This window comes from Leifsonia sp. GW821-FHT13C05 (assembly GCF_058806515.1).
The window spans coordinates 397869-424610 of record NZ_JBXAPT010000002.1 but is presented as its reverse complement, the minus strand read 5'-3'; the positions used below and the strand labels follow the sequence as shown (position 1 = coordinate 424610).

General features: G+C 70.1%; 27 protein-coding genes. 13 read left to right on the top strand and 14 right to left on the bottom strand.

Annotated features, from left to right (window positions below; all coding sequences use genetic code 11):
• The first annotated feature begins 90 nt into the window (after positions 1 to 90).
• Entirely contained in the window at positions 91 to 1377 is a 1287-nt protein-coding gene (locus tag AC1ROC_RS08600) for an adenylosuccinate synthase (protein ID WP_085371362.1), read from the top strand.
• A gap of 11 nt (positions 1378 to 1388) precedes the next feature.
• On the opposite strand, the gene AC1ROC_RS08595 is transcribed toward AC1ROC_RS08600, so the two are convergent.
• Positions 1389 to 1829 carry a MarR family winged helix-turn-helix transcriptional regulator gene (locus AC1ROC_RS08595; protein ID WP_492999495.1) on the bottom strand — a complete coding sequence of 147 codons (441 nt, stop codon included), beginning with the start codon at positions 1827 to 1829 and terminating at the stop codon, positions 1389 to 1391.
• Complete coding sequence (locus tag AC1ROC_RS08590; protein ID WP_492999493.1) at positions 1826 to 2245, bottom strand: SRPBCC family protein; 420 nt, start codon at positions 2243 to 2245, stop codon at positions 1826 to 1828. The genes AC1ROC_RS08595 and AC1ROC_RS08590 overlap by 4 nt, the downstream gene beginning before the upstream one ends.
• Before the next feature lie 173 nt (positions 2246 to 2418).
• Between AC1ROC_RS08590 and AC1ROC_RS08585 the strand changes: the two genes are divergently transcribed.
• The 5 genes from AC1ROC_RS08585 (at position 2419) to AC1ROC_RS08565 (ending at position 6269) form a co-directional block, all read left to right on the top strand.
• Positions 2419 to 3150: an ABC transporter ATP-binding protein gene (locus tag AC1ROC_RS08585; protein ID WP_492999491.1), complete on the top strand. Its 732-nt coding sequence runs from the start codon at positions 2419 to 2421 to the stop codon at positions 3148 to 3150.
• Positions 3147 to 4487: an FtsX-like permease family protein gene (locus AC1ROC_RS08580; protein ID WP_492999489.1), complete on the top strand. Its 1341-nt coding sequence runs from the start codon at positions 3147 to 3149 to the stop codon at positions 4485 to 4487. Before AC1ROC_RS08585 ends, AC1ROC_RS08580 begins: the two co-directional genes overlap by 4 nt.
• Positions 4488 to 4542: 55 nt before the next feature.
• A complete protein-coding gene (locus AC1ROC_RS08575; protein ID WP_085371357.1) occupies positions 4543 to 4857 on the top strand; it encodes a chorismate mutase in 315 nt (104 codons plus the stop codon).
• On the top strand, positions 4854 to 5780 hold the full coding sequence (locus AC1ROC_RS08570; RefSeq protein ID WP_492999487.1) for an SDR family NAD(P)-dependent oxidoreductase: 927 nt from the start codon (positions 4854 to 4856) through the stop codon (positions 5778 to 5780). The genes AC1ROC_RS08575 and AC1ROC_RS08570 overlap by 4 nt, the downstream gene beginning before the upstream one ends.
• Before the next feature lie 69 nt (positions 5781 to 5849).
• Complete coding sequence (locus AC1ROC_RS08565; protein ID WP_085371355.1) at positions 5850 to 6269, top strand: organic hydroperoxide resistance protein; 420 nt, start codon at positions 5850 to 5852, stop codon at positions 6267 to 6269.
• 12 nt (positions 6270 to 6281) lie between these two features.
• On the opposite strand, the gene AC1ROC_RS08560 is transcribed toward AC1ROC_RS08565, so the two are convergent.
• Positions 6282 to 7775: a glycosyltransferase family 2 protein gene (locus AC1ROC_RS08560; protein ID WP_492999484.1), complete on the bottom strand. Its 1494-nt coding sequence runs from the start codon at positions 7773 to 7775 to the stop codon at positions 6282 to 6284.
• Positions 7776 to 7928: 153 nt separating this feature from the next.
• Between AC1ROC_RS08560 and AC1ROC_RS08555 the strand changes: the two genes are divergently transcribed.
• The gene (locus AC1ROC_RS08555) at positions 7929 to 8840 is read left to right on the top strand and encodes a DMT family transporter (protein WP_434949947.1); all 912 of its coding nucleotides are present in this window, start codon (positions 7929 to 7931) and stop codon (positions 8838 to 8840) included.
• Between the two features lie 9 nt (positions 8841 to 8849).
• Here the strand turns inward: AC1ROC_RS08555 and purL are convergent, their stop codons facing one another.
• The 10 genes from purL to AC1ROC_RS08505 all read right to left on the bottom strand — a co-directional run bounded on the left by purL (position 8850) and on the right by AC1ROC_RS08505 (position 17615).
• The gene (gene purL / locus AC1ROC_RS08550) at positions 8850 to 11168 is read right to left on the bottom strand and encodes a phosphoribosylformylglycinamidine synthase subunit PurL (RefSeq protein WP_492999482.1); all 2319 of its coding nucleotides are present in this window, start codon (positions 11166 to 11168) and stop codon (positions 8850 to 8852) included.
• Positions 11169 to 11281: 113 nt separating this feature from the next.
• Positions 11282 to 11494, bottom strand: coding sequence for a hypothetical protein (locus AC1ROC_RS08545; RefSeq protein WP_085371447.1), 213 nt, complete (start codon positions 11492 to 11494; stop codon positions 11282 to 11284).
• Positions 11495 to 11568: 74 nt separating this feature from the next.
• The gene (locus AC1ROC_RS08540; protein WP_085371446.1) at positions 11569 to 12027 is read right to left on the bottom strand and encodes a DUF3817 domain-containing protein; all 459 of its coding nucleotides are present in this window, start codon (positions 12025 to 12027) and stop codon (positions 11569 to 11571) included.
• 67 nt (positions 12028 to 12094) lie between these two features.
• Positions 12095 to 12793 carry a phosphoribosylformylglycinamidine synthase subunit PurQ gene (purQ, locus tag AC1ROC_RS08535; RefSeq protein ID WP_085371445.1) on the bottom strand — a complete coding sequence of 233 codons (699 nt, stop codon included), beginning with the start codon at positions 12791 to 12793 and terminating at the stop codon, positions 12095 to 12097.
• Positions 12793 to 13053: a phosphoribosylformylglycinamidine synthase subunit PurS gene (locus tag AC1ROC_RS08530; RefSeq protein WP_055898292.1), complete on the bottom strand. Its 261-nt coding sequence runs from the start codon at positions 13051 to 13053 to the stop codon at positions 12793 to 12795. Before AC1ROC_RS08530 ends, purQ begins: the two co-directional genes overlap by 1 nt.
• An 88-nt stretch (positions 13054 to 13141) precedes the next feature.
• Entirely contained in the window at positions 13142 to 14032 is an 891-nt protein-coding gene (locus AC1ROC_RS08525; protein ID WP_492999478.1) for a PaaX family transcriptional regulator, read from the bottom strand.
• Entirely contained in the window at positions 14025 to 15383 is a 1359-nt protein-coding gene (locus tag AC1ROC_RS08520) for a kynureninase (RefSeq protein ID WP_492999475.1), read from the bottom strand. The genes AC1ROC_RS08525 and AC1ROC_RS08520 overlap by 8 nt, the downstream gene beginning before the upstream one ends.
• Entirely contained in the window at positions 15380 to 16546 is a 1167-nt protein-coding gene (locus AC1ROC_RS08515) for an amidohydrolase family protein (RefSeq protein ID WP_492999473.1), read from the bottom strand. Before AC1ROC_RS08515 ends, AC1ROC_RS08520 begins: the two co-directional genes overlap by 4 nt.
• Positions 16543 to 17403: a tryptophan 2,3-dioxygenase gene (kynA, locus tag AC1ROC_RS08510; protein WP_085370864.1), complete on the bottom strand. Its 861-nt coding sequence runs from the start codon at positions 17401 to 17403 to the stop codon at positions 16543 to 16545. The genes AC1ROC_RS08515 and kynA overlap by 4 nt, the downstream gene beginning before the upstream one ends.
• Complete coding sequence (locus AC1ROC_RS08505) at positions 17400 to 17615, bottom strand: hypothetical protein (protein ID WP_143466024.1); 216 nt, start codon at positions 17613 to 17615, stop codon at positions 17400 to 17402. Before AC1ROC_RS08505 ends, kynA begins: the two co-directional genes overlap by 4 nt.
• Here AC1ROC_RS08505 and AC1ROC_RS08500 point away from each other — a divergent pair.
• The 6 genes from AC1ROC_RS08500 (at position 17602) to AC1ROC_RS08475 (ending at position 24492) form a co-directional block, all read left to right on the top strand.
• A complete protein-coding gene (locus tag AC1ROC_RS08500; RefSeq protein ID WP_085370865.1) occupies positions 17602 to 18540 on the top strand; it encodes a phosphate/phosphite/phosphonate ABC transporter substrate-binding protein in 939 nt (312 codons plus the stop codon). The genes AC1ROC_RS08505 and AC1ROC_RS08500 overlap by 14 nt on opposite strands.
• 214 nt (positions 18541 to 18754) lie before the next feature.
• Positions 18755 to 19609, top strand: a complete 855-nt coding sequence (phnC, locus tag AC1ROC_RS08495) for a phosphonate ABC transporter ATP-binding protein (protein WP_085370866.1) — start codon at positions 18755 to 18757, stop codon at positions 19607 to 19609.
• On the top strand, positions 19609 to 21210 hold the full coding sequence (gene phnE, locus AC1ROC_RS08490; RefSeq protein WP_085370867.1) for a phosphonate ABC transporter, permease protein PhnE: 1602 nt from the start codon (positions 19609 to 19611) through the stop codon (positions 21208 to 21210). Before phnC ends, phnE begins: the two co-directional genes overlap by 1 nt.
• Entirely contained in the window at positions 21207 to 22415 is a 1209-nt protein-coding gene (locus AC1ROC_RS08485; protein ID WP_247597180.1) for a TIGR03364 family FAD-dependent oxidoreductase, read from the top strand. The genes phnE and AC1ROC_RS08485 overlap by 4 nt, the downstream gene beginning before the upstream one ends.
• 59 nt (positions 22416 to 22474) lie before the next feature.
• Positions 22475 to 23329, top strand: coding sequence for a phosphonatase-like hydrolase (locus AC1ROC_RS08480; RefSeq protein ID WP_168690419.1), 855 nt, complete (start codon positions 22475 to 22477; stop codon positions 23327 to 23329).
• 119 nt (positions 23330 to 23448) lie between these two features.
• Positions 23449 to 24492, top strand: coding sequence for an alcohol dehydrogenase catalytic domain-containing protein (locus AC1ROC_RS08475; RefSeq protein WP_492999465.1), 1044 nt, complete (start codon positions 23449 to 23451; stop codon positions 24490 to 24492).
• 72 nt (positions 24493 to 24564) lie between these two features.
• Here the strand turns inward: AC1ROC_RS08475 and AC1ROC_RS08470 are convergent, their stop codons facing one another.
• Positions 24565 to 26661: an Ig-like domain-containing protein gene (locus tag AC1ROC_RS08470; RefSeq protein WP_492999463.1), complete on the bottom strand. Its 2097-nt coding sequence runs from the start codon at positions 26659 to 26661 to the stop codon at positions 24565 to 24567.
• Positions 26662 to 26742: the final 81 nt, after the last annotated feature.

Sequence of the window (26742 nt, the reverse complement as noted above, 5' to 3'; positions counted from 1 at the left end):
CGACTGTGCAAGATAATGGCGCGATAGGATCGAGTGCGACGGTCAGCCCGATGGGCACCGGCGCGCACATCCCATCGAGAGGACCGAAAAGTGCCCGCGATCGTGATCATCGGCGCCCAGTGGGGCGACGAAGGCAAAGGCAAAGCGACCGACCTCCTCGGCAGCCGCATCGACTACGTCGTCAAGTTCAACGGGGGCAACAACGCCGGCCACACGGTCGTCGTCGGCAGCGAGAAGTACGCGCTGCACCTGCTCCCCTCCGGCATCCTGACCGAGGGCGTCACGCCCGTCATCTCCAACGGCGTCGTCGTCGACATCGAGGTGCTGTTCGAGGAGCTGGACGGGCTGATCGCCCGCGGCGTCGACGTCTCCCGCCTCAAAGTCAGCTCGAACGCGCACGTCATCACGTCCTACCACCGCACGATCGACAAGGTCACGGAGCGCTTCCTCGGCAAGCGCCAGATCGGCACGACCGGCCGCGGCATCGGCCCCACGTACGCCGACAAGATCAACCGTGTCGGCATCCGCATCCAGGATCTGTTCGACGAGAACATCCTGCGCCAGAAGGTGGAGGGCGCCCTCGACCAGAAGAACCACCTGCTGGTCAAGGTCTACAACCGCCGTGCCATCAGCGTGGACGAGGTGGTCGAGCAGCTGCTCGGCTACGCGGAGCGCCTGCGCCCGATGGTCGTCGACAGCTCCCTGCTGCTGCACCAGGCCCTCGAAGACGGCAAGTACGTCCTGTTCGAGGGCGGCCAGGCCACGATGCTGGATGTCGACCACGGCACGTACCCGTTCGTCACCTCCTCCAACTCCACCGCGGGCGGAGCGGCGACGGGATCCGGCATCGGCCCGAACCGCATCGACCGCGTCATCGCCATCGTGAAGGCGTACACGACCCGCGTCGGCGCAGGGCCGTTCCCGACCGAGCTGTTCGACGAGTGGGGCGAGTTCCTGCGCGAGCGCGGCTTCGAGTTCGGCACCACCACCGGCCGTCCGCGCCGCACCGGCTGGTACGACGCTCCCGTCGCCCGCTACACGGCGCGCATCAACGGCGTCACCGACTTCGTGCTCACCAAGCTGGACACGCTCACCGGCATCGAGCGCATCCCGGTCTGCGTGGCGTACGACGTCGACGGCGTGCGCCACGACGAGGTGCCTGCTTCGCAGAGCGACTTCCACCACGCGGTGCCGATCTACGAGGAGTTCCCCGGCTGGACCGAGGACATCAGCGGAGCGCGCACCTTCGACGACCTGCCGAAGAACGCCCAGGACTACGTGATCGCGCTGGAGAAGCTGTCCGGCGCTCGCATCTCGGCGATCGGCGTCGGGCCGGCGCGCGACGAGATCGTCGTGCGGCACGACCTGGTCGACTGACGGAGGCGTGCTCAGCGACCGCTGAGCGCGTGCAGCAGCGGGAGCAGCGCATCCGGTGCCGCTGCCGTCGCCGGCGTGAAGAACTCGGTGTCCGCCGACTCGACCGCCTGGATCGCTGAAGCCGCCACGGCACGTCCCGTCTCCGTCACGTGCAGCACTTTGGCGCGGGAGTCCGCCGGGTCCTGCTCGCGGTCGATCAGCCCTTTCGCGATCAGGCGGCGGACCACCTCGGAGGTCATCCGCGCATCCGACCCGGTGAAGTCGGACAGGCGCGCCTGGTTGGGCCGTTCGTCCGTGCCGTTCAGCCACCACGTGGATGCGAGGATGACGAACTGCACGTGCGTCAGGTCGAGCGGCGTGAGCGCGTCGGCCATCGCGCGCTGCCAGCGCAGGGTGGCGTGCCAGAGCAGGAAGCCGGGACTCGTGGTCGGACCCTCGGGGAAGTCGGTCATGCTCTGAGCGCCGCCTGCTCGAACAGGGCGGCCATCGACTCGGGGAAGTCGTCGCTGATCTGCGGGCCGAGCTCGGGACCGACCTCGTCGGCGCCCGGGCCGGTGATGTCGAGGCGGTGTGTGACGCGCGTGCCGGTCGGGGTGTCGACGAGCGTATGGCGGAAGGTGAGGACGATGTCGCCGAACTCGGTGCGGTCGGCGTAGGTCTCCGTCTCGACCAGGTCGACGATGGTCGAGCGGAACGGGTCCTGGCCGACGGGGGTGATGGTGAGCTCGGTTCCGACGGCGAACGGGCCGTCGAGCTCGAACGCGTCGGCGCCCTCGTAAGTGAGGTCTCCGGTGTGCAGGTCGCGCAGTGCGGCCCAGACGGCGTCGCGGGAGAGCGTGGTCTCCGCGGTGTGCTCGGTGCTCCACATGATCGTGCCTTTCTGTCTAGGAGTAGATGATCTATGCGTAGAGAATATTCCTGACGGGCGACCTGCGCAAGACCCGGGGCGCACCTCCTCTCCATCCGGAGGATGACGCGCCGCCGCCCAGGATGAGGCCCGCGGCCGATGTGCCTGGCGCGGCACACGGAGACGATGGATGCATGACCTCCCTTTCCAGCGCCCAGCAGCATCCCAGCGTCCAGCGGCACCCGGCCCTCTCCGCCATCGGACTCACCAAGGCGTACGGCACGGCCGTCGCGCTCGCCGGAGTCGACTTCCGGCTCAACGTGGGCGACTCCGTGGCGATCATGGGCGCATCCGGCTCTGGCAAGACCACGCTCCTGCACGTGCTCGCCGGCATCGTGCGGCCGGACGAGGGGAGCGTCACCTTCGCCACCCCGCACGGCCCGCTCGACGTGACGGCGCTCGGCGAGAAGGAGCGGTCGCGGCTGCGGAGGGAGGCGTTCGGGTTCGTCTTCCAGCAGGGCTTCCTGCTGCCCGAGCTGACCGTGATCGAGAACGTCGCCCTCCCGCTGATGCTCGGCGGCGCCGCTCGCTCGGTGGCCGAGCAGAACGCCGCAGGCTGGCTTGCAGCCCTGGGTCTCGCCGGCTTCGAGACACGTCGCATCGGCCAGCTGTCCGGGGGGCAGGCGCAGCGGGTGGCCATCGCGCGCGCCCAGGTGACCGGGGCATCCGTGGTCTTCGCCGACGAGCCGACCGGGGCACTCGACTCGCACACGTCCGTCGAGGTGATGGATGCGCTGATCGGCTCGACCACCGGCCGCGGCCGGTCGCTCGTGGTCGTCACCCACGACGAGGAGGTCGCGGCCCGTTGCTCCCGGGTGCTGCGGCTCGCCGACGGCCGCATCGTCGACGAGGCGGTCACCCGATGAACACCCTCAGACTGGCCTGGCTGCTCGGCCGTCGCTCCGCCACCGACCGGGCGACCATCGTGCTCCCCGTCGTCGCCTTCGCCGTGGTCACCGCCCTGCTGCTCGTCGTCGCGGGCGGCGCCCAGGCGTTCTTCTCCTGGACGGACGAGACGGCCTTCCTCTACCAGCTGCTCGCCGTGGTCGCCCTCGCACTGCTGATCGTGCCCCTGGTGGCGCTCGGTGGCTCTGCGGCGCGGCTCTCCGCCCGCCGCAGGGACGACAGGCTCGCCAGCCTGCGCCTGCTCGGCGCGACGCCGGGCACCGTCACCGCCCTGACCGTCATCGAGTCGACCGTGCTCGCGCTGGTCGGTGCGCTCGCCGGGGTGGTGATCTCGCTCGGCGCCGTGCCGCTGGTGGGGCTCATCCCGTTCCGCGGGGAGCCGCTCGGCGCTGCTGCGGTGTTCCTGCATCCACTGCTCGTCGTGCTCGTGGTGGTCGCCGTCGGGGCGCTCGCCGCGGTCAGCGCCGTGGTCGGGCTGCGCGGCGTCATCCTGTCGCCGCTCGGAGTCCGCACCAGGCAGACGGCGCCCAGGATGCACTGGGTGCGCGTGGTGGTCGGCCTGGCGGTGGTCGCCGTGACGTTCGTGGCGATGTACATCGTGCAGCTGGTCTCCGGCTTCGGCGTGATCCTGACGATCCTGGCCGTCGGGTTCGGCAGCACCATCGCGGTGCTCAACCTGGTGGGACCGTGGGTGATCAGGCTGGTCGCCTCCGGTCAGGCCAAGCGTGCGGGAACGGTGACGAAACTGCTCGCCGCCCGCAGCATCCTGGAGTCGCCCAAGGCGGCCTGGCGGCAGGTGTCCGGTGTCGCGATGACCAGCTTCATGGCCGTCTTCGCGGGGGTCGGGGTCGCCCTGCTCGGCGTCGCGGCCGACAGCGGGAAGGCGGACGCCGCATCCCTGCAGCTGTTCGCGGACATCCGCACCGGCGTCATCATCACGGTGGTCGCGTCATTCCTGATGGTGGCCTGCTCGGTCGGCGTGAACCAGGCGTCGGCGGTGCTTGACCGCAGGGCCGTGTACGTCAGCCTCGACAGGCTCGGGATGCCCGTGGAGACGATGAACGCCGCCCGCTCCCGCGCCGTGCTCTCCCCGCTCCGCATCACGACGATCGGCTCTGCGGTGACGGCGGCGGTCGTGATCTTCCCGCTCGCGGGGATCAGCCTGATCGTGGCGCCCGCCAGCATCCTGATGATCGCCGGCTGCCTGGCCGCCGGGATCCTGCTGGTGTGGCTCGGCCCGCGCGCAACGAGGCCGGTGCTGACGCGCGTGCTGGCCGACCCGTCGCCGTCGCTGTAGCCGCACGGTCCGGCGTGGGCCAGTGGTATACAGCCCTGTCGGATAAAGTCGGAGGATGGGTCAGAACGAGGACGCCGCCGCAGCGATCGAGCGGCTGCACAGCATCCGGCAGAGCATCGACAACATCGACGCGGCGGTGGTGCACATGCTCGCCGAACGGTTCAAGTTCACGCAGCAGGTCGGCGCGCTGAAAGCGGAGCACGGGCTCCCCGCCGCCGATCCGGAGCGCGAGCGCGAGCAGATCCAGCGCCTGCGCGCGCTCGCCGAGGAGAGCCACCTCGACCCGGCGTTCGCCGAGAAGTTCCTCAACTTCATCGTCGCCGAAGTCATCCACCACCACGAACGGATCGCCACCGAGAGCGCCAAGTGACCTGGCACCCGGAGGCCGTGCCTGACGTGCACGGCAAGACGGTCGTGGTCACCGGCGCGAACGCCGGAGTCGGCTACTTCGCGAGCGAACAGCTCGCGGCAGCAGGGGCGCACGTCGTGCTCGCCTGCCGCAGCCAGGAACGGGCGGAGGCGGCCGTTTCCGCGATCCGTCGCCGCGTGCCGGGCGCGAGCGTCGAGGCGACACCGCTCGACGTCTCCGACCACGCCTCGGTCGCCGAGGCCGCCGCCGCGCTGCTGGAACGGGAGCGGCTGGACGTGCTGCTCCTCAACGCCGGCATCGTGCACGCACCCGCCGACCGGGCAGTGGATGCGCGGGGCAACGAACTCGTCCTCTCCACCAACGTGCTCGGCCACTTCCAGCTGACGGCGCTCGCCCTGCCTGTGCTCGAACGCACCCCGGGAGCGAGAATCGTGACCCTCGGCTCCCTCGCGACACTTCTCGCCCGCTTCCCGCTCGACGACCTGCAACTCGACGGTTCGTACACGTCGTGGAGGGCGTACGCGCAATCGAAGATCGCCGCGCAGGTCTTCGGCTTCGAACTCGACCGCCGGCTGCGCGCCGCCGGTGCGGACATCGCGAGTGTCGTCGTGCATCCCGGATACTCGACCTCTGGCCGCACCCCGGGCATCCGGGGCGTCAACCAGCCGTCGAAGGTGAAGCGCTTCGCGGACAACCTGCAGGCGGCGTGGACCCAGGGCAAAGATCACGGCGCCTGGGTTCCGGTGCGCGCAGCATTGGACCCGGAGGTGCGCGGCGGCGACTTCCTCGGCCCGCGCTGGGTGACCAAGGGCGTGCCGGCCCGCGCGCTCGCGACGCCGACCACGCGCGACCGGGCGGTCGGCGAGCGGGTGTGGGCGCTGCTGGAGGAGTACTCGGGGCAGCGGTTCCCGCTGGGGCGGTAGCCACCCATACACCCACCCCTCCCACACCCCTCCCAGCGCCCGTTCAGAGCGCTGCTGTGTGCTGAAGGCATGGATATCGCTTACACCGCAATCGCGCACGCCACTGGTGGGGGACGGGACGGCCACGTCCGCAGCGAGGACGACCTCCTCGACTTCGACACGCGTCCGCCGAAGGAGCTGGGCGGCTCCGGCGAGGGGACCAACCCGGAGCAGCTGTTCGCCGCCGGGTACGCCGCGTGCTTCCTCAGCGCCATCCACGCCGCCGGGCGCAGCGAGAAGCTGGACACCACGGATGCGTCCGTGTCGTCGAGCGTCGGCATCGGGGCGAACGGGGACGGCGGGTTCGGGCTCGCGGTCGAGCTCGACGTCTACATCCCGCGCGTCGGTCGCGAGCAGGCCGACCTGCTCGCCGAGAAGGCGCACCAGCTCTGCCCGTACTCGAACGCCACCCGCGGGAACATCCCGGTGAAGGTCACGATCGTCGAATAGGCGACGCGCGCCTCAGTTCGTCGCGACCCTGCCGACCTTCTCGGTCTTGTCCCAGCGCGCCTCGACGTGGGCGAGCTCCTTGAGGTAGGAGTCGAACGTGATCGCGCACAGCAGCGAACCGTACCCGGCCAGGTAGATCAGCGCGGGCGCGAGCCAGGCGCCCGCGCGGGTGCGGTCCGCCTTGCGGGCGAGCCACGCGACGACCATCGAGAACGGGATCCAGATGTAGATGGCGAGCGTCAGCCAGAACAGCGCCGGCCCGTCCAGGGTGGCGCCGAACAGGCCGGGCAGCCAGACCAGCATCACCTTCGGGAACAGCGCCGTCAGCATCACCAGGATGTTGACGATGCCGGGGAACAGCAGGATCTGGCCCAGCTCGCGTTTGCTGGTCTTCGCATCCGTCAGCGAGCCCAGGATCAGGATGAACAGGTAGGCGAGGGCCGCGGAGATCCAGAGCACGCGGAAGACGTTCGTGGCGAACTCGGCCTGCAGGAACAGCAGTCCGGCCAGGCCGATCGACGACACGATCATGATGAGCGGCAGCAGCCACAGGCTGAACCAGACGATGCCGAACGTCCACGCGCCCAGGTGGTGGTTGCCGCTCGGGCGGAACCAGATGTTCTTGTAGCGCGCCGTCACCGTCACGTTGCCGCGCGCCCAGCGCAGCCGCTGCTTCCACAGGGCGTCGACCGACCGCGGCTCCTCCGCGAGGACGTGCGCGTGCGGCTCGAACACCACTGTGCGACCCTTGAGCTGCGTCTCGAACGTGGTGATCGTGTCCTCCGCGAGCGATGACGTGTCGATCTGACCGCCGATGGCGAGCAGGTTCTCGCGCGTGTGCAGCTGCGCGCCGCCCGCCAGGCAGGCCTGCGCGCCGAGCACGTTCTGGGCGCGGCGCGCTGCCGGCTGCGACAGCACGTATTCGACGCCGATGAACTTGGTCAGGTAGTTGCGGTCGCTGCTGCCCTCGCGGATGTACGCGGAGACGGCGCCCACCTCCGGGTCGGCGAAGTGGCGGGTCATCTTGCGCAGCGAGTCCGGGAGGTAGATGACGTCGGCGTCCATGATCAGGAGGGCCTCCATCCAGTCGTCCTTGAGGATCTCCCGGATGCCGTGGTTCAGCGTGTGCGCCTTGCCCTCGCCGCCCTTGTCTCGACGCAGCAGCACCACGTTGCCCGGGTAGAGGGCCTCCTTCTCGCGCACCACATCCGGGGTCAGGTCGGTGCTCGCGTCGTCGACGACGAAGATGCGGAGCGCCTCGCGCGGGTAGTCGAGCTTCATCAGCCGGTCGATGGATGCGCCGATCACCGCGCCCTCGTTCCAGGCCGGCACCACGATGGCGACGCGCGGAAGGTACGGCTTGGCCTTGCCGTAGTGGTTGATGAAGGCGTGGAACGGGATGACGACGAACGTCGCCGCTGCTGCGATGACCGGGATGAGGCCGGTCAGCGCCAGGATCAGGCAGACCCAGACGCCGATCGATTGCAATACAGCCACCACGTCCATGAATGCCTCCCCTTCGACGGCCAACGATACCAACAGGAGACAGACCGGTCGGGATGCGGGATGCATGCGGGATGCATGCGGGATGCATGCGGGATGCTGCGCCATGTCCGATTCGTGCGAGCGGACGTCGGCGGGGACCGATAGCGTCAGACCGTGAAGGTCGCACTGCAGTTCATCGCCATGGGTCTCGTCTGGGGAGCCAGCTTCCTGTTCATGAAGGTAGGGCTCGAGGGTGTGAGCTTCGGGCAGGTGGTGTGGGCGCGCCTGGTCTTCGGCGCGGTGACGCTGGCGGTGATCGCGATCATCACCAGGAGCAGGCTCCCGCGCGAGCCGATCGTGTGGCTGCACTTCCTGGTGGTGGCGATCACGTACTGCGTCATCCCGTACCTGCTGTTCGCCTGGGCGGAGCAGTACGTGTCGTCGAGCCTGGCGAGCATCTACAACGCGGTCACGCCGATCACCACGGCCATCCTGGTCACGGCGGCGTTCCGCGTGGAGAAGCTGAACCGCGACCAGGTGCTCGGGGTGCTGATCGGCGTGCTCGGCGTGGTGATCGTGGTCGGCCCGTGGCAGATCGCTGCCCTCTCCGGCAGCGTCTGGGGGCAGCTCGCCTGCCTCGGCGCCGTCACCTGCTACGGCTTCAGCTTCGGCTACATCCGCCGGTTCATCAGCCACAGGGCGATGCCGGCGACGACCATCGCCGTGATGAACATCGGAGTCGCGGCGGCCATCATGCTCGTGCTGACGCCGGTGATCGCCTGGGGTCCGATCACGTTCAGCTGGCCGGTGCTGCTCAGTCTGCTCGCGCTCGGCGCGCTCGGCACGGGCGTCGTCTACATCTGGAACATGAACGTGCTGCGCGCGTGGGGTCCGACGGCGACCTCCGGGGTGACGTACGTGACGCCGGTGGTCGGGGTGGCGCTGGGCATCCTGGTGCTCGGCGAGACGCTCAGCTGGAACGAGCCGGTGGGCGCCGTGGTGGTGCTCGCGGGCATCCTGCTGACGCAGCAGCGGGTGCGGCTGTTCACGCGCAGGCAGGCCGAACTCGTGGACGAGCCGGCCTAGCCGGCCGCGCTACGCGACGACCGGGCCGAAGTGCTCGGGGAGGGTCGAGCGGTGGGTGCCGCGCTGCTCCTCGAGGCCGACGGTGAACAGGTCCTGCACTTCGAGCACCGGCTGCGCGCCGACCTCGGCGTCGGTGACGCCGATGCGCAGTGCGGGGATGCCGCGTCCGTCGCAGAGGCCACGGAACTTCACGTCGTCTTCGCGCGGGACGGAGACGAGAACGCGTCCGGTGGACTCGCTGAACAGGGCGGTCGCCGCATCCACGCCGTCGCGCTCCATGATCTCGGTGAGCCACACGCGGGCGCCGACGCCGAAGCGCATGACCGACTCGGCGAGAGCCTGCGCGAGGCCGCCGTCGGAGAGGTCGTGCGCGGAGGCGACCAGGCTCTCCAGCGAGGCGGCGTGCAGCAGCTCCGCCAGGTTGCGCTCACCGGCGAGGTCGACCACCGGCGGGCGTCCGCCGAGGTGGCCGTGCACCGTGCCGGCCCAGGCCGAGCCGTCCAGCTCTTCGCGGGTGACGCCGAGCAGGTAGATGTTGTCGCCCTCGTCCTGCCACCCGCTCGGGATGCGGCGGGCCACGTCGTCGATGACGCCGAGCACACCGACCACCGGGGTCGGGAAGATCGGCTTGGTGCCGGTCTGGTTGTAGAACGACACGTTGCCGCCGGTGACCGGGATCTCGAGTTCGAGGCAGGCGTCCGACAGGCCCTCGACGGCCTGCGAGAACTGCCACATGACCTCGGGGTTCTCCGGGCTGCCGAAGTTGAGGCAGTCGGTGACGGCGGCGGGCACAGCACCGGACGACGCGACGTTGCGGTACGCCTCGGCCAGCGCCAGCACGGCGCCCTGCTTCGGGTCGAGCTGGCAGTATCGGCCGTTCGCGTCGGTGGCGATGGCGAAACCGAGTCCGCTCTCCTCGTCGACGCGGATCATTCCGGCGTCGTCCGGGAAGGCGAGGGCGGTGTTGCCGCCGACGAAGTAGTCGTACTGGTCGGTGATCCAGCCCTTGTCGGCCAGGTTCGCGCTGCCGAGCAGGGCGAGGAACTGGTCGCGCAGCTCGTCGCCGCCGGCCGGGCGGGAGAGGCGCGAGGCGCTGTCGGCCTGCAGGGCGTCGATCCACGCCGGGTATGCGACGGGACGCTCGTAGACCGGGCCGTCGACGGCGACGGTGCGCGGCTCGACGTTGACGATCTCCTCGCCGTGCCAGTTGATGACGAGGCGGCCGGTGTCGGTAACCTCGCCGAGCACGCTGGTCTCGACGTCCCACTTCGCGGTGACGGCGAGGAACGCATCCAGCAGTTCCGGCTTGACGACGGCCATCATGCGCTCCTGGCTCTCCGACATGAGGATCTCCTCAGCGGTGAGCGTGGGGTCGCGCAGCAGCACCTTCTCCAGCTCGATGAACATGCCGCCGTCGCCGTTCGACGCCAGCTCGCTCGTCGCGCAGGAGATGCCGGCAGCGCCCAGGTCCTGGATGCCCTCGACCAGCTTGTCGCGGAACAGCTCCAGGCAGCACTCGATGAGCACCTTCTCGGCGAACGGGTCGCCGACCTGCACGGCGGGACGCTTGGTAGGGCCGCCGGCCGAGAACGTGTCGGACGCCAGGATGCTCGCGCCGCCGATGCCGTCGCCGCCCGTGCGGGCACCGAACAGGACGACCTTGTTGCCGAGGCCGGACGCGTTGGCGAGGTGCAGGTCTTCGTGGCGGAGGACGCCGACGGAGAGGGCGTTCACCAGCGGGTTGCCCTGGTATACCGGGTCGAAGTACGTCTCGCCGCCGATGTTCGGCAGGCCGAGGCAGTTGCCGTAGAACGAGATGCCGGAGACGACGCCGTGCACGACGCGCGCCGTGTCCGGGTTGTCGATGGCGCCGAACCGCAGCTGGTCCATGACCGCCACCGGACGCGCGCCCATCGAGATGATGTCGCGGACGATGCCGCCGACGCCCGTCGCAGCGCCCTGGAACGGCTCGATGTAGGAGGGGTGGTTGTGCGACTCGACCTTGAAGGTGACCGCCCAGCCCTCCCCGACATCCACGACGCCCGCGTTCTCGCCCATGCCGACCATGAGGTTCTTCTTCATGGCGGGGGTGACCTTCTGCCCGAACTGGCGCAGGTACATCTTCGACGACTTGTACGAGCAGTGCTCCGACCACATGACGGAGTACATGGCGAGCTCGCCGCTCGTCGGACGCCGGCCCAGGATCTCCCGGATGCGCGCGTACTCGTCCTCCTTCAGGCCGAGCGCCGCATACGGCTGCTCGCGCTCGGGAGTGGCGATCGCATTCTCGACGGTGTCGACGACGTGCGTGGTGGTGGTGTCGGTCACGCTGGCACTCCAAAGAGGGGAGACGGTGGCGGGGATGCGACCAGTCTACCGGGGGTGGAGGGGTGCGGAGGGCGGGGTGGCCGGGGGCCGTCGATCGCTCCGGCGGTGAGGCGCTAGCCGCGGGAGCCGGTCTCTGCGGCGGCGGCGCTGTTCGACTTCTCACCGTCGCGGCTGACCGTCGCACGCAGCAGGTTGTTGAGTCCGGCGAGCGTCGCGGCACCGCTCAGCACGAGGAGCTCGATCGGCAGGTGCGTGGTGAATGCCCCGATCAGGAGGGTCAGCGCGCCGACCAGGAAAGCGAAAGACGACCAGCCGGCACGATGCATGGACTCAGCGTTCCACCTCGGTGCGGCGAAAGCAATCGACGCACGGAGTGGCCCGCCGGGTTGCCTGCACGCACTCAGCTCAGTTTCGGCGGGCCGATCATCAGCAGCGTGCCCATGATCGCGGCGATGAGGACGACCAGCGTGACGGCGAGCACAGGGACGTGGTTGAGCATCCACCGGAACAGGCGGCCGATGGCGGTGTGGTCGCGCGGGTCGTCGGTGGGGGTGGTGCGCCAGCGGCCGTCGAGGCGGCCGGTGCGGTCGGCCCACAGGTCGAACGGGATGGTGGCGTACGGCACGATCGCCGATGCTACCGCCACGACGATGACCGGGATGCGCCACCGCTGGTTCACGCCGACCAGCACGGAGGCGACGGCGTAACTGATGAACACCAGCCCGTGGACGGACCCGGCGACGAGCACCGGCCAGTCGCCGACCTTCGCCACGTACTTGAGCAGCATCCCGGCGATCAGCAGGGTCCAGGTGATCGCCTCAGCGATCGCGAGCGTCCTGTACAGCACACGAGGGGTCATGCTTCCAGCCTGACGGTTCGGCGTGCATCCCGAATCGTCCGAAAGTTGGAAAGCTCCCTGGTGCTGTTTACGCCTCGACGAGGGTGGAGCGGATGACCGAGGTGAAGAAGGTGAGACCGTCGATGCCGGAACGCATCGCGGCATCGGTGTCCGGGCCGAAACCGGGCTCGACCGCGTGCTCGGGGTGCGGCATGAGGCCGACCACGTTGCCGCGCTCGTTGCGGACGCCGGCGATGTCGTCGAGCGAGCCGTTCGGGTTGACGCCCTTATAACGGAACACGACCAGGCCTTCGCCCTCGAGGCGCTTCAGCTCCTCGGCGGACGCGATGAAGCCGCCCTCGCCGTTCTTCAGCGGGATGACGATCTCCTGGCCGGCCTCGAACCCGCTCGTCCACGGGGTGTCGGCGTTCTCGACCGTGAGGTGCTGGTCGCGGCGGATGAAGTTGCCGTGGTCGTTGCGGATCAGGCCGCCGGAGACGAGGTGCGCCTCGGCGAGCATCTGGAAGCCGTTGCAGATGCCGAGTACGGGCATGCCCTTGCCTGCGGCATCCACGACCTCGGTCATGATCGGCGACAGGCTGGCGATGGCGCCGCAGCGCAGGTAGTCGCCGTAGCTGAAACCGCCGGGAAGGACGAGGGCGTCGACGCCGTGCAGGTCGTGCTCGCCGTGCCAGAGGGCGACCGGCTCTGCACCGGCCAGACGGATCGCACGCAGGGCGTCGCGGTCGTCGAGGGAGCCGGGGAAGGTGACGACGCCGATGCGCATCAGGCGTCGACCTCTGCGGGGTAGTGGATGCCGACGACGTCTTCGATCACGGAGTTCGACAGGATCTCGCCCGCGATCTCCTCGACGGCGGCGCGCGTGGCGTCGTCGATCGGCCCGTCGACGGTCAGCTCGAACCGCTTGCCGACGCGGACGCCGGTGAACTGGCCCTTGCCGGTGCGCGCGAGAGCGCCGGCGACGGCCTTGCCCTGCGGGTCGAGCAGTTCGGCTTTCGGCATGACTTCTACAACGATCGTTGGCAAGGCTTCACTCCGCTCGCGTGGTCCGGGGGATGCCACGATTCTACCGTGCTGCGGCGCGCTCATTCGCGCGGGCGGGCGGAGGCGCCGTCTAGTCGGGCGCCGCGACGGCGGCCGCGTAGGAGATGGCGACCGGTTCGAGTTGTGCGCGGATGGTGGAGAACGCCGCTGAGGCGGCTGCGCCCGGCCAGTCGGACGGCAGAGCGGCGAGCGGCAGCCCGGGGTCGAGGTAGGGGATCACGCGCCACTCGTCGAGGGCGCGCACCCAGCGGGCGAAGGCGTCGCGAGGGGTCGTGTCTGAAGTCGGGTCCGGGTCGGCCACCGGATGCGCGTGGCGCGCCAGAAACCCGTCGTACGCGGCGCGGATCGCCTCCAGGTCGTACCAGCGCGGCAGCGCGTCCGAGAGGTTCCCGAGCGCGATGGCGTGAGTGAACAGGACGGCCTGGTCGCGCATCCCGAGCTCGTCGATGGTCTCGGAGAGTTCGGCCTCGAGTCTGGCGGGCGCGATCCAGAGGCCGTCGGCGACGGTGCCGCAGCCGAGCGCGGAGAGACGGCGGCGCAGCTGGTGGCGGCGTGCGCGCTGGTGCTCGGGGAGGGAGAACGAGACAAGGCACCAGGAGGCCGGAGCGTCGGCATCCACCGGGGTGAAGATGCGGGCGTCCCCGCGCTCCAGCATGGGGAACGCGCCCGGGTCGAGCGCGTAGCCGGCCGCGTCGCCGAGCGACCGGCGCTCCAGCACGCCTCGCGCGCACAGCCTGGCGAGGCTGGACCGGGCCGTGCTGGCCGGGATGCCCAGGGCGCCGAGCAGGTCGACGGCCCCGGATGCGCTCATCCAGCCACCGATCGGGCGTAGCACGCTGCCGACGATGGTGCGGAGGAGCGCCGTGGAACTGCCGGTGCTCGCTTCGAGGTCTTCGCGCGGGGTGTCCGGTGGTGGTGTGCCTGCTTTCGCTGTCACTGCCGCCGTCGGCAGGTCAGTCATGCGTGAGCTCGCCGAGCGCATCCCGCACGGCGACGATTCCCCGGTACGTTTCCTCGAAGCTCGTGCTCAGGGGGGAGAGGCCGAGGCGGAGGCCGTCCGGGTCGCGGTAGTCGGGGATCACGTCGCGCTCCCACAGCATCGCGGTCACCTGACGCATCGCCGGATGGTCGAGGGTCACGTGCCCGCCCCTCCGCTCGGCGTCGCGCGGGCTGACCACGGTGACGCCGAGCGGCGCGAGCCACTCGTCGGCCAGGGCGATGGCGAACTCGGTCAGCGCGACCGACTTGGTGCGCACGGCGTCGATCCCGCACTCGGCGATCATCGCGATGGTGTCCTGCATGGCGAGCATCCCGACGATCGGAGGCGTCCCGCTGATGAACCGCCGGATGCTCGGGGCCGGCTGATACTCCGGACCCATCGCGAACATGTCGGCGGTGCCCATCCAGCCCTGGATCGGCTGGACCAGACTGTCCTGCAACCCAGCACGCACGTAGCCGAAGGCCGGAGCGCCGGGGCCGCCGTTCAGATACTTGTACGTGCAGCCGGCCGCCAGGTCGACGCCCCAGGCGTCGAGTTCGACCGGCACGGAGCCCGCCGAGTGGCAGAGGTCCCAGAGCACCAGAGCGCCGGCGTCGTGGGCGATGCGCGTGATCGTCGGCACGTCGGCGAGGAATCCGGAGCGGTACGCGACCTGGCTCAGCACGACGAGCGCGGTCTGCGGCCCGACGACGGCGGCGACCTGCTCGGGAGTGACGCCCGCGTGCGTGTCCGCCTCGATCCAAACCAGGGTGAGGCCGCGCTCGCGCGCGATCCCGTCGAGCACGTAGCGGTCGGTGGGGAAGTTGTCGGTGTCGAGCACGATCTCGGTGCGCTCTGGCTGCGCATCCACTGCCGCGCGGGCCAGCTTGTAGAGGATGACGGTGGTCGAGTCGCCGACGAACATCTGCCCGGGCGCCGCCCCGACCACGGAACGGCCGATGGCGTCGCCGATGGTGAAGGGCAGTTCGAGCCACTCCTCATCCCAGCCGCGGATCAGCCGCCCGCCCCAGCCGTCGAGCAGGAAACGATGGATGCGCTCGACGCTCGCCCGCGTCGGACGTCCAAGCGAGTTGCCGTCGAGGTAGGCGACCACGCTGCTGGTGTCGTCGTCGATGCCCGCGAACCGGGTGCGGTATGCGGCGAGCGGGTCGGCGGCATCGAGGGCGCGCGCCGTGGCGAGCGGGTCGGGGATGGCGCTCGGGTCGGCGAAGTCGGACGGGGCGGCCGGGGTGGGGAGGTCGGCGGCGGTGAACCGCCGCCGCAGCTGGTCGTCGGCGGGGGAGCCCGGGGTGGGTGCGGTCTGGTCGGTCATGCGGGCTCCTGGGTGTGGGTGCGGAGGGATGCGACGGTGCAGCCGCGAGCGGTGGCGAGCCACGCGGGGACGCGGGAGGGAGTGCCGGGGGTGGATGCGGTGAGCGGCGGGAGGACGGTCGGGAGCCACGCGAAGCGGGGGCCGATGAGGTCGGTGGGAGAGGTAGGGGTGTGCGCTTCGGCGGCCGACGGTGCGGGTGCTGCGCCCGCAGGGGCTGTGGCGATCGACGTCAGCAGTGCTGCGTCGTCCAGCCCGCAGTCGGAGAGCGCCTCGAGCTCGCGCTGGTTGACGCCCACCGGGAGCGGGCCGTTTCCGAGGTCGGTGCCGTAGAGGATCCGGCCGCCCAGGGCGACGAAGCGCCGGATGTTGTCCTGCGCCACCGCGAAGTCGGCCGTCGGCGTTCCCCAGCCGTGGATGTCGATGGTCGACACCCAGGTCATCCCGGCGTCGACGGCACGCACGAGGTCGGCGTCGTCGACGCGTTCGGAGAAGGGCGCGTGCGCGAGCTGATCGGCGCCGGCTGCGATGGCGCGGGCCACCTGGCCTGCGCCCTGCGCATGGAACGTGACGGGCACACCGGCGGCCGCTGCCTCCTCCACAATCGCGGCGAGCGTGGAGTTATCCACCGTTGTTCCCGCGTCGGAGTTGAGGGCGACTTTGATGCGAGAGGCTCCCAGCATGACCTGTTTACGAACCGCATCCCGTGCAGCACTCGGCCCCGTCAGCTCGGCGCTCGACCCGGGAGGTCCCCAGCCCGCGTTGACCGGATATCCGCCCGGAGAGGTGAGGAGAGCCCCGGCGATCGCCACCGCCGGCCGGTCGAGATCGCCGTCCAGCCAGGTGGATGCGACTTCGGGGATCCAGCCGAGATCGACGGCGTCGGTGATGCCAGCGGCGAAGAGCGCGCGCTGGTCGGTGAGGCCGAGGTGCGTGTGGTGGTCGGTGAGGTGCGGGATGAGGGCGCCGCCGAGGTGGATGGGGGTGGGTTCCGCGGGCGTGGGGGTGGGTGCTGCGACCGCGGATGGCGCCGCGGGGGTGGCCCTGGCGGGTGTGGCAGTGACGGCGCGCAGCAGGTCGCCGTCGACCTCGTAGGTGGCGGGGCCGCGGAAGGCGTGGCCGTCCCAGACTGCGTCGAACGTGTACCTCTGCGCGGTCGGGGTCATTGCGGGGCGCCGATCTCGGTGCGCACGGCGAACAGTTCGGGGAAGAAGGTGAGTTCGAGGGCTTTCTGCAGGAAGCCGACGCCGGTCGAGCCTCCTGTTCCCGTCTTCATGCCGATGGTGCGCTGCACGGTCTTGAGGTGGCGGAAGCGCCAGAGTTGGAAGTTGTCCTCCAGGTCGACGAGTTCTTCGCAGGCCTCGTACTCCGCCCAGTTGTCCGACGCGTTCTCGTAGATGCTTCGGAAGACCGGGACGAGTTCGGGGGTGAACACGTATGCCTCCGTCACGTCGCGGTCGAGCACGGAGGCGGGCACGGCGAACCCGGCGCGGTCCAGGTAGCGCAGGAACTCGTCGTAGATGCTGGGCGCTTCCAGCAGCTGGGCGAGGAGGGCGTGCGCGACGGGGTCGTTCTCGAAGACGCTGAGCATCCGGCGGTTCTTGTTGCCGAGCACGAACTCGACGGCCCGGTACTGGTACGACTGGAAGCCGGACGAGTTGCCGAGGAAGCCGCGGAATTCGGCGTACTCGGTGGGCGTCAGCGTGGCGAGCACCGACCACTGCTCGGTGAGGGTCCTCTGGATGTGCTTGACGCGGGCGATGCGCTTCAGTGCGGGGGCGAGCTGGTCTGCGCGGAGGAGATCGCGGGCCGACTCGAGTTCGTGGAGGACGAGCTTCAGCCAGAGCTCCGTCGTCTGGTGCTGGATGATGAACAGCAGCTCGTCGTGATGCTCAGGCATGCTCACCGGTTTCTGGGCGCTGAGCAGGGTTTCCAGGTCGAGATAGGAGCCGTACGACATCCGCTTTCGGAAGTCGGTGACGATCCCCGGATCGAACGCGCGCGTGTTGTCGTCGACGGTCATGCTGCAATATTGCACCGGTCGTCACGAAACTGCAACAGGTGGATGCGCCGGGCCCGCCGATCCGCCTCCGCGCGTTCATCGAGCCGTAACCGGAGGTTGCCGGGCGCGTCGCATGGCGACCGTACCGTTCCAACGTCCCACAGCAGCGCCGTCCGGCGCAGATGCCTCAGACCACGCACCACACCAGGAAGGTCTTCGATGAAACTGTCCATCTCCAAGACGCTCGCCGTCGGCGCAGCGCTCGTCCTCTCCCTCGGCCTCGCCGCCTGCACCGGGTCCGCGAACGCCAGCTCGACCGACGGCGCATCGTCCGGCGCGTCGGCCGCGACCTTCGCGAAGGACTCGAGCACGCTCGTCTTCGGTGTCGTTCCCGACACCGTGAACACGCAGTCCAACTACCAGCCGATCGCCGACTACATCGCGAAGATCACCGGCAAGAAGGTCGAGTACCGCGAGTCGAGCGACTACACCGCGCTGATCCAGGCGGCCATCGCCGGGCAGATCGACGTGGCCAGCTTCTCCGGGTTCACCTACGTCACCGCGACCAACGGCGGCGCCAAGATCACACCGTTCGCGTCGATCATCACCAAGGAAGGGCAGAAGCCCGGCTACTACTCCGAGGCCGTCGTGCCGGAGAAGTCGTCGATCACCAAGCTCGAAGAGTTCAAGGGCAAGAAGGTCTGCTTCGTCGACCCGAGCTCGACCTCCGGCTACCTCTTCCCCACCTACAACCTGCTGAAGGCCGGAATCGACCCGGCCAAGGACATCACGCCGGTGTTCGCTGGCAAGCACGACGCGTCCGCGCTGAAGGTCTCGCAGGGTGCGGAGTGCGACGCCGGCTTCGCTGAGGACTCCGCCGTCGAAGCGCAGCCCGGCCTCAAGGTCGTCGCCAAGACGATGGTCCCCGGCGCTCCGATGGTGTTCTCCAACACCCTCCCGGACGAGATCAAGAAGGACCTCAGCGACAAGCTCTCCTCCGTGACGATCGCCGACATCCAGAAGGCCGGAATCAAGAACGCGGACTCGGACGGCTTCAAGGCGACCTTCTTCGCCTTCAGCCCGGTCGACGACAAGTACTACGACCAGATCCGCGACATCTGCAAGGTCACCAAGGCCGCGCAGTGCGAGGTCAAGTAACGCACGAGCTGGCGCACCAGCACTAACGCGCACCACGGCCGCCGCTCGCCCTCACCGGGCGGGCGGCGGTCTCGCATATCCGGCCAGTGGATGCCGCTGCCGCCCCTCGACGCCGCCCGCCGTTCACCTGGCGGTAACCGGGCGTTGCGGCGTCGGACGCACCCGGCTCCTACTGTTGCCGCAGGTTTCGGATGGCAGGGACAGGTTGAGGAACATGAGCGAGGCAGCACGCATCGTCGAGGTGGCCGGGGTCACCAAGAGATTCGCGGAGACGACGGCGCTGGACGGCGTGACGATGAGCGTCGCACGGGGCGAGGTCGTCGTACTCCTCGGCCTGTCCGGCTCCGGCAAGTCGACGCTCCTCCGCCACATCGACGGGCTGGAGCGACCGACGAGTGGCGAGGTCAGGGTGCTCGGCCAGTCGGTGCCGCAGCTCGGCGCGCGGCCGTTGCGGGCGCTGCGCAGCCGCATCGGCTTCATCTTCCAGCAGTTCGAGCTGGTGGGCCCGCTCACGGTGCTCGAGAACGTCCTCACCGGGGCGCTCGCGACCCTCCGCGGACCACGCCTCGGCACGTTCAGCTACCCCGCCGCCCTGCGCCGCAAGGCCATCGCCCACCTCGACCGCGTCGGACTCGCCGACAAGGCGTACCAGCGCGCCGACACCCTCTCCGGCGGCCAGCAGCAGCGCGTCGCCATCGCCCGCGCGCTCATGCAGGACCCGGAGGTGCTGCTCGCCGACGAGCCGGTCGCGTCGCTCGACCCGGAGTCCAGCGAGCAGGTGATGGCCCTCATCCGCGAGATCGCCGCCGACAACGGCCTCACCGTGATCTGCAGCCTGCACCAGGTCGACCTCGCCCTCAGCTGGGGCGACCGCATCGTCGGCCTCCGCCACGGCCAGGTCGTGCTCGACACCCCCACCGCCGGACTCGACAAGGCGCAGGTGATGGAGATCTACGGCAGGGCCGCCGCCACCACCCGCGAGCTGACGGTCATCGACGACGAGCTCGCCGCCGAAGTGGATGCGGCTGAGCTCGACCTCGCCGCCCCGACCGCCGCCCCGCGCGCCTGATGGCCACCGTCCCGCTCGCCGACGCGCGCGCATCCACTGCTGCGCTCCGCCGCCCACGGCCGCCCGCGTCCAGGGTCGCCGCCGTCGTCGTCCTGATCGCGCTGCTCGCCACCGGCATCATCGCGTTCCCCGTCCTCGGCGTCAGCTTCGATACCGTCGTTCGCAGCATCCCGAAGGCCGAGGCCTTCTTCGGCCGGATCGTCCCGCTCCGTCTTCCTGCGCCCGACGTGCTGTGGCCCGCGATCGGCCAGACGCTCGGGATGGTCGTGCTCGGCACCCTGCTCGCCGCGATCATCTCGGTGCCCGTCGCCTACCTCGCCGCCGCCAACACGAGCCCGAACAGGGCGGCGCAGTGGGCCGGTCGGTTCATCACCGTCATGGCCAGGTCCATCCCGGATGTCGTCCTCGCGATGGTCTTCGCCGTGCTGTTCACGCTCGGCACGCTTCCGGGCATCCTGGCCATCGGCATCCACTCGGTCGGCATGATCTCGAAGCTGTTCGCCGACGCCATCGAGCAGATCGACGAAGGGCCGAGGCTCGCCATCCGCGCTGCGGGCGGCAGCAAGGCGCAGGAGTTCTTCTCCGGCATCGTGCCGCAGGTCGCTCCCAGCTGGGTCGCGACCGTCCTGCACCGCAACGACATCAACCTGCGCGGGTCGATCATCCTGGGCTACGTCGGCGTCGCCGGGCTCGGCTACGAGATGTGGAAGGCGCTCGCCACCCTCGACTACCGCACCGCCATGGCGCTCGCGCTCGTCATGTTCGCGCTGTGCGTGCTGATGGAGGTCGTCTCCTCGACCGTCCGGCGCGGGATGCTCGGAGGCGGCGCCGCCCGCAGCCTCGGTGCCCGCCGCGTGAGGAACACGATCACCTGGGTGCTCACCGGCGTGGTGATCGTCGGCGCCCTGCTGATCGCGCAGGTGCACTGGGGCGACTTCCTCACGTTCTGGCGCAACCTGCCGCTGATCAAGTTCTGGCCGCCGACCTTCGAGCCGTACTCGGTGGAGCAGATCGCGGTCGCCATGCGGGACACCGTGCTGATCGCGCTCGCCGCGACCGTGGTGAGTCTGCTGTTCTCGCTCGTGGTCGGCTCGCTCGCCGCGAGGAACGTCGCCCCGAACGCCGCGACGCGCAACATCTTCCGCGTGATCCTCGTCGCCGTTCGCGGCGTCCCGGAGCTGGTGCTCGCGATCGTGCTCATCATCATCACCGGGCTCGGTCCGACCGCTGCCGTGTTCGCTCTGGCGTTCGGCGGCGTCGGCCTGCTCGGCAAGCTGTTCGCCGACTCGATCGAGGAGGTGCCGGGCGGGCCGCAGCGTGCGCTCACCGCGGTCGGCGCCCGCCGCCTGCAGGTGTACACGTCGGCCACCGTTCCTCCGAGCGTTCCCGCGTTCGTCGGCCACAGCTTCTACCTGTTCGACAGCAACATCCGTGCGGCGACCGTGCTCGGCGTGGTCGGCAGCGGGGGGATCGGCTTCTACCTGAACAACGCGGCACGCGTGTCGGCCTGGAACGAGGTCTTCGCGTTCGTGCTGGTGATCATGGCGACCGTCTTCATCGTGGAGGGGATCGCGGTCTGGATGAGGAAGGCGCTGCGATGAGCGGCGCCTCGGGCAGGAAGGGCACTGGGATGGGCAGACACTACGACCTCGCCATCGTCGGCGGCGGCATCGTCGGACTCGGGCACGCGGTCGCCGCGTTGCGGCGCGGCCTCACGGTCGCTGTCGTCGACAGGGCGTCGAGCGTCGTCGGGGCGTCCGTCCGCAACTTCGGGCACCTCTGCATCACCGGGCAGGAAGGCGAGGCGCGCGCGTACGCCGAGCTGGCGAGGGAGCTCTGGCTGACGCTCGCCCCCGAGGCGGGATTCTGGCTGCGGGAGAGCGGGACCGTCGTGGTCGCGCAGGCGCAGGACGAGCTGGCCGTGCTCGACGAGTTCCGGCAGAGGAGGGGCGGCTCCGACGTGCGGCTGCTCACGCCGGCGGAGGTGCGTGAGCGCATCCCGGTCGCGGACGGTGTGGCGATCGGTGGGGCGTGGCTGCCGCGCGACCTGCAGGTGGATCCGCGCGAGGCCGCCCCGGCGATCGTGCGCTGGCTGGATGCGCACGGCGTGGACTTCTTCTGGCAGACCGCCGTGCTCGGCGTGCAGACCGGGGCCGTGCACACCACGCGCGGCACGCTGTCCGCCGACGCGGTCGTCGTCGCCGTCAATCACGACGTCGACCACCTCTTCCCCGGCCTCGCCGAGGCGCACGGCATCCAACGCTGCGGACTCGACATGATGCTGGTGGATGCGGAACTCGACCGGCCGCTCAGCGCACCGCTGCTGACGGGCTGGTCCCTGGTGCGGTACGCCGGATTCGCGCACACGCCGAGCGCAGCGGCGTTGCGCGAGCGGCTGGCGGAGGAGCATCCCGAGCTGTCGGCACTCGATCTGAACCAGATGTACACGCAGCGGCCGGATGGCGGGCTGATCGTCGGCGACACGCACTACCGAGGGGCCGATGTCCCTCCGTTCCAGTCGGAGGCGGCGTACGACCTGCTGCTCGAACAGGCGCGGCTGCTGTTCGGCACCGACCGCATCCGGGTCAGGGAGCGGTGGCAGGGCGTCTACGCCTCCGCACCGGACGAGTTCCTCGTCGCCGCGCCGGCCCCCGAAGTGCGCGTGGTCTCGGTGACCACCGGCATCGGGATGACGACCGGCCTCGGCCTCGCGGAGCGGGTGGTCGACGAGCTGTTCTCGTCGGCGTCCGGCGTTCTCGCCACCGCGGGCGCAGCCGGCGCACCCGGCGCAGCGCGCGTGGGCTGAGACCCCACCTCCACCCGTTTCACGAGTTTCACCTGAACCACCACAGAAGGGCACCGACCATGAGCACTGATGACGGAATCATCACCAGCGAGTTCGACGACTTCGGCCGCGCATCCACCGGGACGGCGGTCGACGAGCACGCCGCCGACGACGCGACGGACGAGGACTGGGAGGACGACGAGGAGTTCAGTGACGACGACCTCGACGACGCCGACGACCTCGACGCAGACCTCGAACTCGTCGTGCTCGACATGGCGGGCACCACCGTCGTCGACGACGGCCTGGTCGAGCGCGCCTTCGAGCGCGCGGCGGACGCGGCGGGCATCGGCAGCACGCCGGAGGAGCGCGAGCAGGCGCTCGACTACGTGCGCGAGACGATGGGCCAGTCCAAGATCGCCGTCTTCCGCGCCCTCACCGACGACGAAGACCAGGCGCAGCACGCCAACGCCCTGTTCGAGTCCGCGTACGGCGAGCTCGCGGCGAGCGAAGGGCTGCGCGCCGTCCCTGGTGCGGAAGACCTCATCCGGCACCTGCGGCAGCTGGGGGTGAAAGTCGCGCTGACCACCGGCTTCTCCCGCCCGACCCAGGATGCCGTCCTGGATGCGCTCGGCTGGCGCGACCTCGCAGACCTCACCCTGAGCCCGGCGGAGGCCGGTCGCGGCCGTCCGTTCCCCGACCTCCCGCTGACGGCACTGCTGCGCACGGGCGGCACGAGCGTGGAGGGCATGGTCGTGGTCGGAGACACGGCGAGCGACATCGCATCCGGGATCGCCGCAGGGGCAGGCCTCGTGGTCGGCGTGCTCACCGGCGCCCACGACGAGGAGACACTGACCGAAGCGGGGGCCGACGCGGTCATCCCGAGCATCGCCGACCTCGCCGAGCTGCTCGGCCTCGACGACACCGCCGGACGATGACCGTGCGGGCGGTGACCCCGCGCGTGGTGGAACCACCAGCGCGCTTGGGGAAAGGGGTCAGCGTCTATCCGTCGGCGACGGCGATGGTGTGGCCGGGGGAGGGTCATCTGCATGAGGCGGTGGCTGTGCCGGGGGTGCGGCTGTCGCCGGGGGACGCTCTGGTCGAGATCGAGCTGGCGACGGTGTGCGGCTCGGACGTGCACACGGTCCTCGGGCACAGGTCGGCGCCGACGCCGCTCATCCTCGGGCACGAGCAGGTGGGCAGGGTGGTCGCGCTCGGCCGCGGCGGAGCGAAGACGATCGACGGTCACCGGGTGAGCCTCGGCGAGAGGGTCGTCTGGTCGGTCGCCGTGCCGTGCGGACGGTGCAGCAGGTGCCGTCGCGGCCTGCCGCAGAAGTGCGCGAACCTGCAGAAGTACGGTCACGAGCGCATGCGCAGGGGCTGGGAGCTGTCCGGCGGTTTCGCCACACACGGCCACATCCTCGACGGCACCCCGATGGTCGCCGTCCCCGAGGACGTGCCCGCCGAGGTGCTGGCGCCGGCATCGTGCGCCACCGCGACGGTCGCGGCTGCGCTGGAGGCGGCATCCGGGATCACCCCCCTGGAGGGCGCGCTCGTGCTCGTCGCCGGGGCGGGGATGCTCGGTCTCACGGCGACCGCGATGGCGTCCGACGCCGGCGCGCACGTCGTGGTCAGCGACCCGATCGCCGAACGCCGGGATGCTGCGCTCGCGTTCGGCGCGGCGGCGGTCAGCGACCCCCGGGTCGCCATCGACGCCCCCGGCGGCCTCAACGCCGCCCTCGCCGCAGCGGGCGGTCGTGGTGCTGCGCCGACGATCGCGCTGGAACTCTCCGGGGCACCGACGGCCGTGCGCTCGCTGTTCCACGCCGTGGACGTCGGCGGCGTCCTCGTGCTCGTCGGCTCGGTCTCCCCCGGTCCAGACCTCGCCATCGACCCCGAGCAGCTGGTCCGCCGCCTGCTCACCATCCGCGGCGTCCACAACTACGCCCCTCGCCATTTGGCGGAGGCCGTGCGATACCTCGCCGGCGCGTGGCAGCGCTACCCGTTCGCGGCGCAGGTGGGCGAGACCTTCCGGCTGGCCGACGTGGATGCGGCGCTCGCTGCGGCAGGACGGCACCCGCGGGTGGGGCTCCGGCCGTAGAGGCGGAGTCAGGCGTGACCCGCTCGCGGTGAGCGGGTCACGCCTGGTGTCCCTGCGTGGTGTGAACGGTCGTTAGGAGACCGTGTACGAGATGGAAGCGGTGTGGGTCTCGACCTCGTCGATGATCTGCACGACGAAGCCGACGTACTCGCCGGGGGTCAGATCGAACAGAGCGTCGGCCGACCAGGTGCCGTCCGCGCCGACCGTGGTCGTCGCGACCGTCCGGCCGGAGGACCCGCGGACCAGCACCGTCGCTCCGGCGTCTCCGCGGCCCGAGTACGTGGGAACGGGGCCGGACACGGTGCCGCCGCTGACCGGGCTGGTCAGGGTGACGCCGCTCGCGATTCGGTACGAGATCGGGTTCACCGTGGTCACGCCACCGGTGGTGTGGTGGATGGCGCCGATGTACTGGCCCGATTTGAGGTCGACGGTCGACTGCGCCGACCAGTTTCCGCTTGCATCCACGGTCGCGCTGGCGATCACGCGACCGCTGTTGCCGTGCACCTCGACCGTCGCGCCCGGCGTGCCGGTGCCGCGGAAGATGGGCGTGATGCTGACGAGCGTGCCGTCGACCGTGGGGCTGGTCACGGCGAACGGAATGGCGGGAGCGTCCGGCGTGCGAACGACGGAGTACCGGAGAGCTGCTGTGGTCGTGGATGCGCCGAACGTCTGCTCGATCACCCCGACGTACGCGCCGTTCCCGAGCTCGATGGTCGACGTGGCCGACCAGGTGCCCGCGGGGTCGACCGTGGCGATCGCGAGCACGACACCGCTGCTTCCGCGGACGACCACGCTCGCTCCCGGGTGCCCGGTGCCGGAGAACTCCGGCCGCGCGACGGTGACGGTTTCGCCGTCGGCGGGGGAGGTGAGGGTGACCGCGGTGACCGCGGTGACGGTGCTGACGCTGTACGCCACAGACGCCGAGCTGACGTCGGCTCCCGCGGTCTGCGTCACGGTGGCGGCGTATTCGCCGTCGGCGTGGTGGTTCGCGGCCTCGACCGACCACTGGCCGTCAGCATCCACGAGTGCGCTGCCGTGCAGCGTGCCGTCGTCGGCCTTCACCTCGACGGTGGCCCCGGGGTGTCCCGTGCCGGAGAACACCGGCTTCGTGGTCGAGACGACCTCGCTGTCCGCCGGCGTTGCGACTGTCACCGCGGTGACGGGCTGCGCGAGCGTGGTGGGCATCTTCCAGAACACGCTGCCGACCTGGGTGCTCTCGCTCAGCACGGCCGGGTCGTACGAGACGCCGGTGCAGTCCTGCGGGGCGGTGTCCTTCGAGCTGGAGGCCTGCGGCCAGATCACCAGCTTGTAGTATCCCGGAGCGTCGAGGGAGAACCGGCCTTCGTTGACGAGCACAGCGCCCTTGACGCCCGCAGAGTGGTTCGCGATGCTCATCAGCTGTGGGGTCGGCGTGACCGACGCGGGCGTTCCGTCGTCGCCGCGGACGAACTGGTAGTACAGGGAGTCCGTCACGTCGCAGCCGTTGGCGGCAGAGCGGCCGGAGTTGAGCGCGTCGACGTGGAACTTCACTCCGAGGAGGGCGTCAGAGCTGTCGGCGGCGACGACGTTGCCCCAACCGGTCTCCGAGTTCGGTCCGTAATAGCCGGGGAGGGTGGAGGTGGTCGTCCCCCACGCCTCGATCGGCACGGGGCGGCCGGTGGATGCGTTCCTGCCGACGTTCTCCACGGCATGCGTCGTGGTCGTGGTCCCGTCTGCCATCGTGATGCGGAGGCCCAGCTGGTACGTGATCGACTGCGCGACCGCGGGCACGGACGCGTCGCCGCGGGCGCTGATGTACAGCACGTCCTCCTCGCCGTCCTGGACGGTCTGCACGATCGAGTACACGCTGGCGACGGAGGCCTGGACGGAGGCAACCTTGGTCAGAGCGGCCCAGGCGGCCGGGTTGTACGGGGCGTAGTTCCACTCGATCTTGGACGGAACCGTGCCGGACTTCACCCGCAGGGTGAAATCGCCGCGCCACTCGTCGTGGCTGCCGACGGTCCTCTCCGACCATCCGAGCATGGTGGTCGGCGCCGAACCCGTCTCCTGGAGCGTCGTCGCGCTCGCCGGCGCGGCGAGCCCGACGGACCCGACGGTCAGTGCGCCGAACGCCGCGAGGGCGCAGAGCCTCGTGGCTGCAGCGTGTGAATGTGATCTCTTGCTTCGCATGGGGATGCGATTCCTTTCTCAGTTCTCACCGGACAGGTCGTGTGACGCGTCACGGAGGGGCCAGCCCTAGAGCGCCAGTTT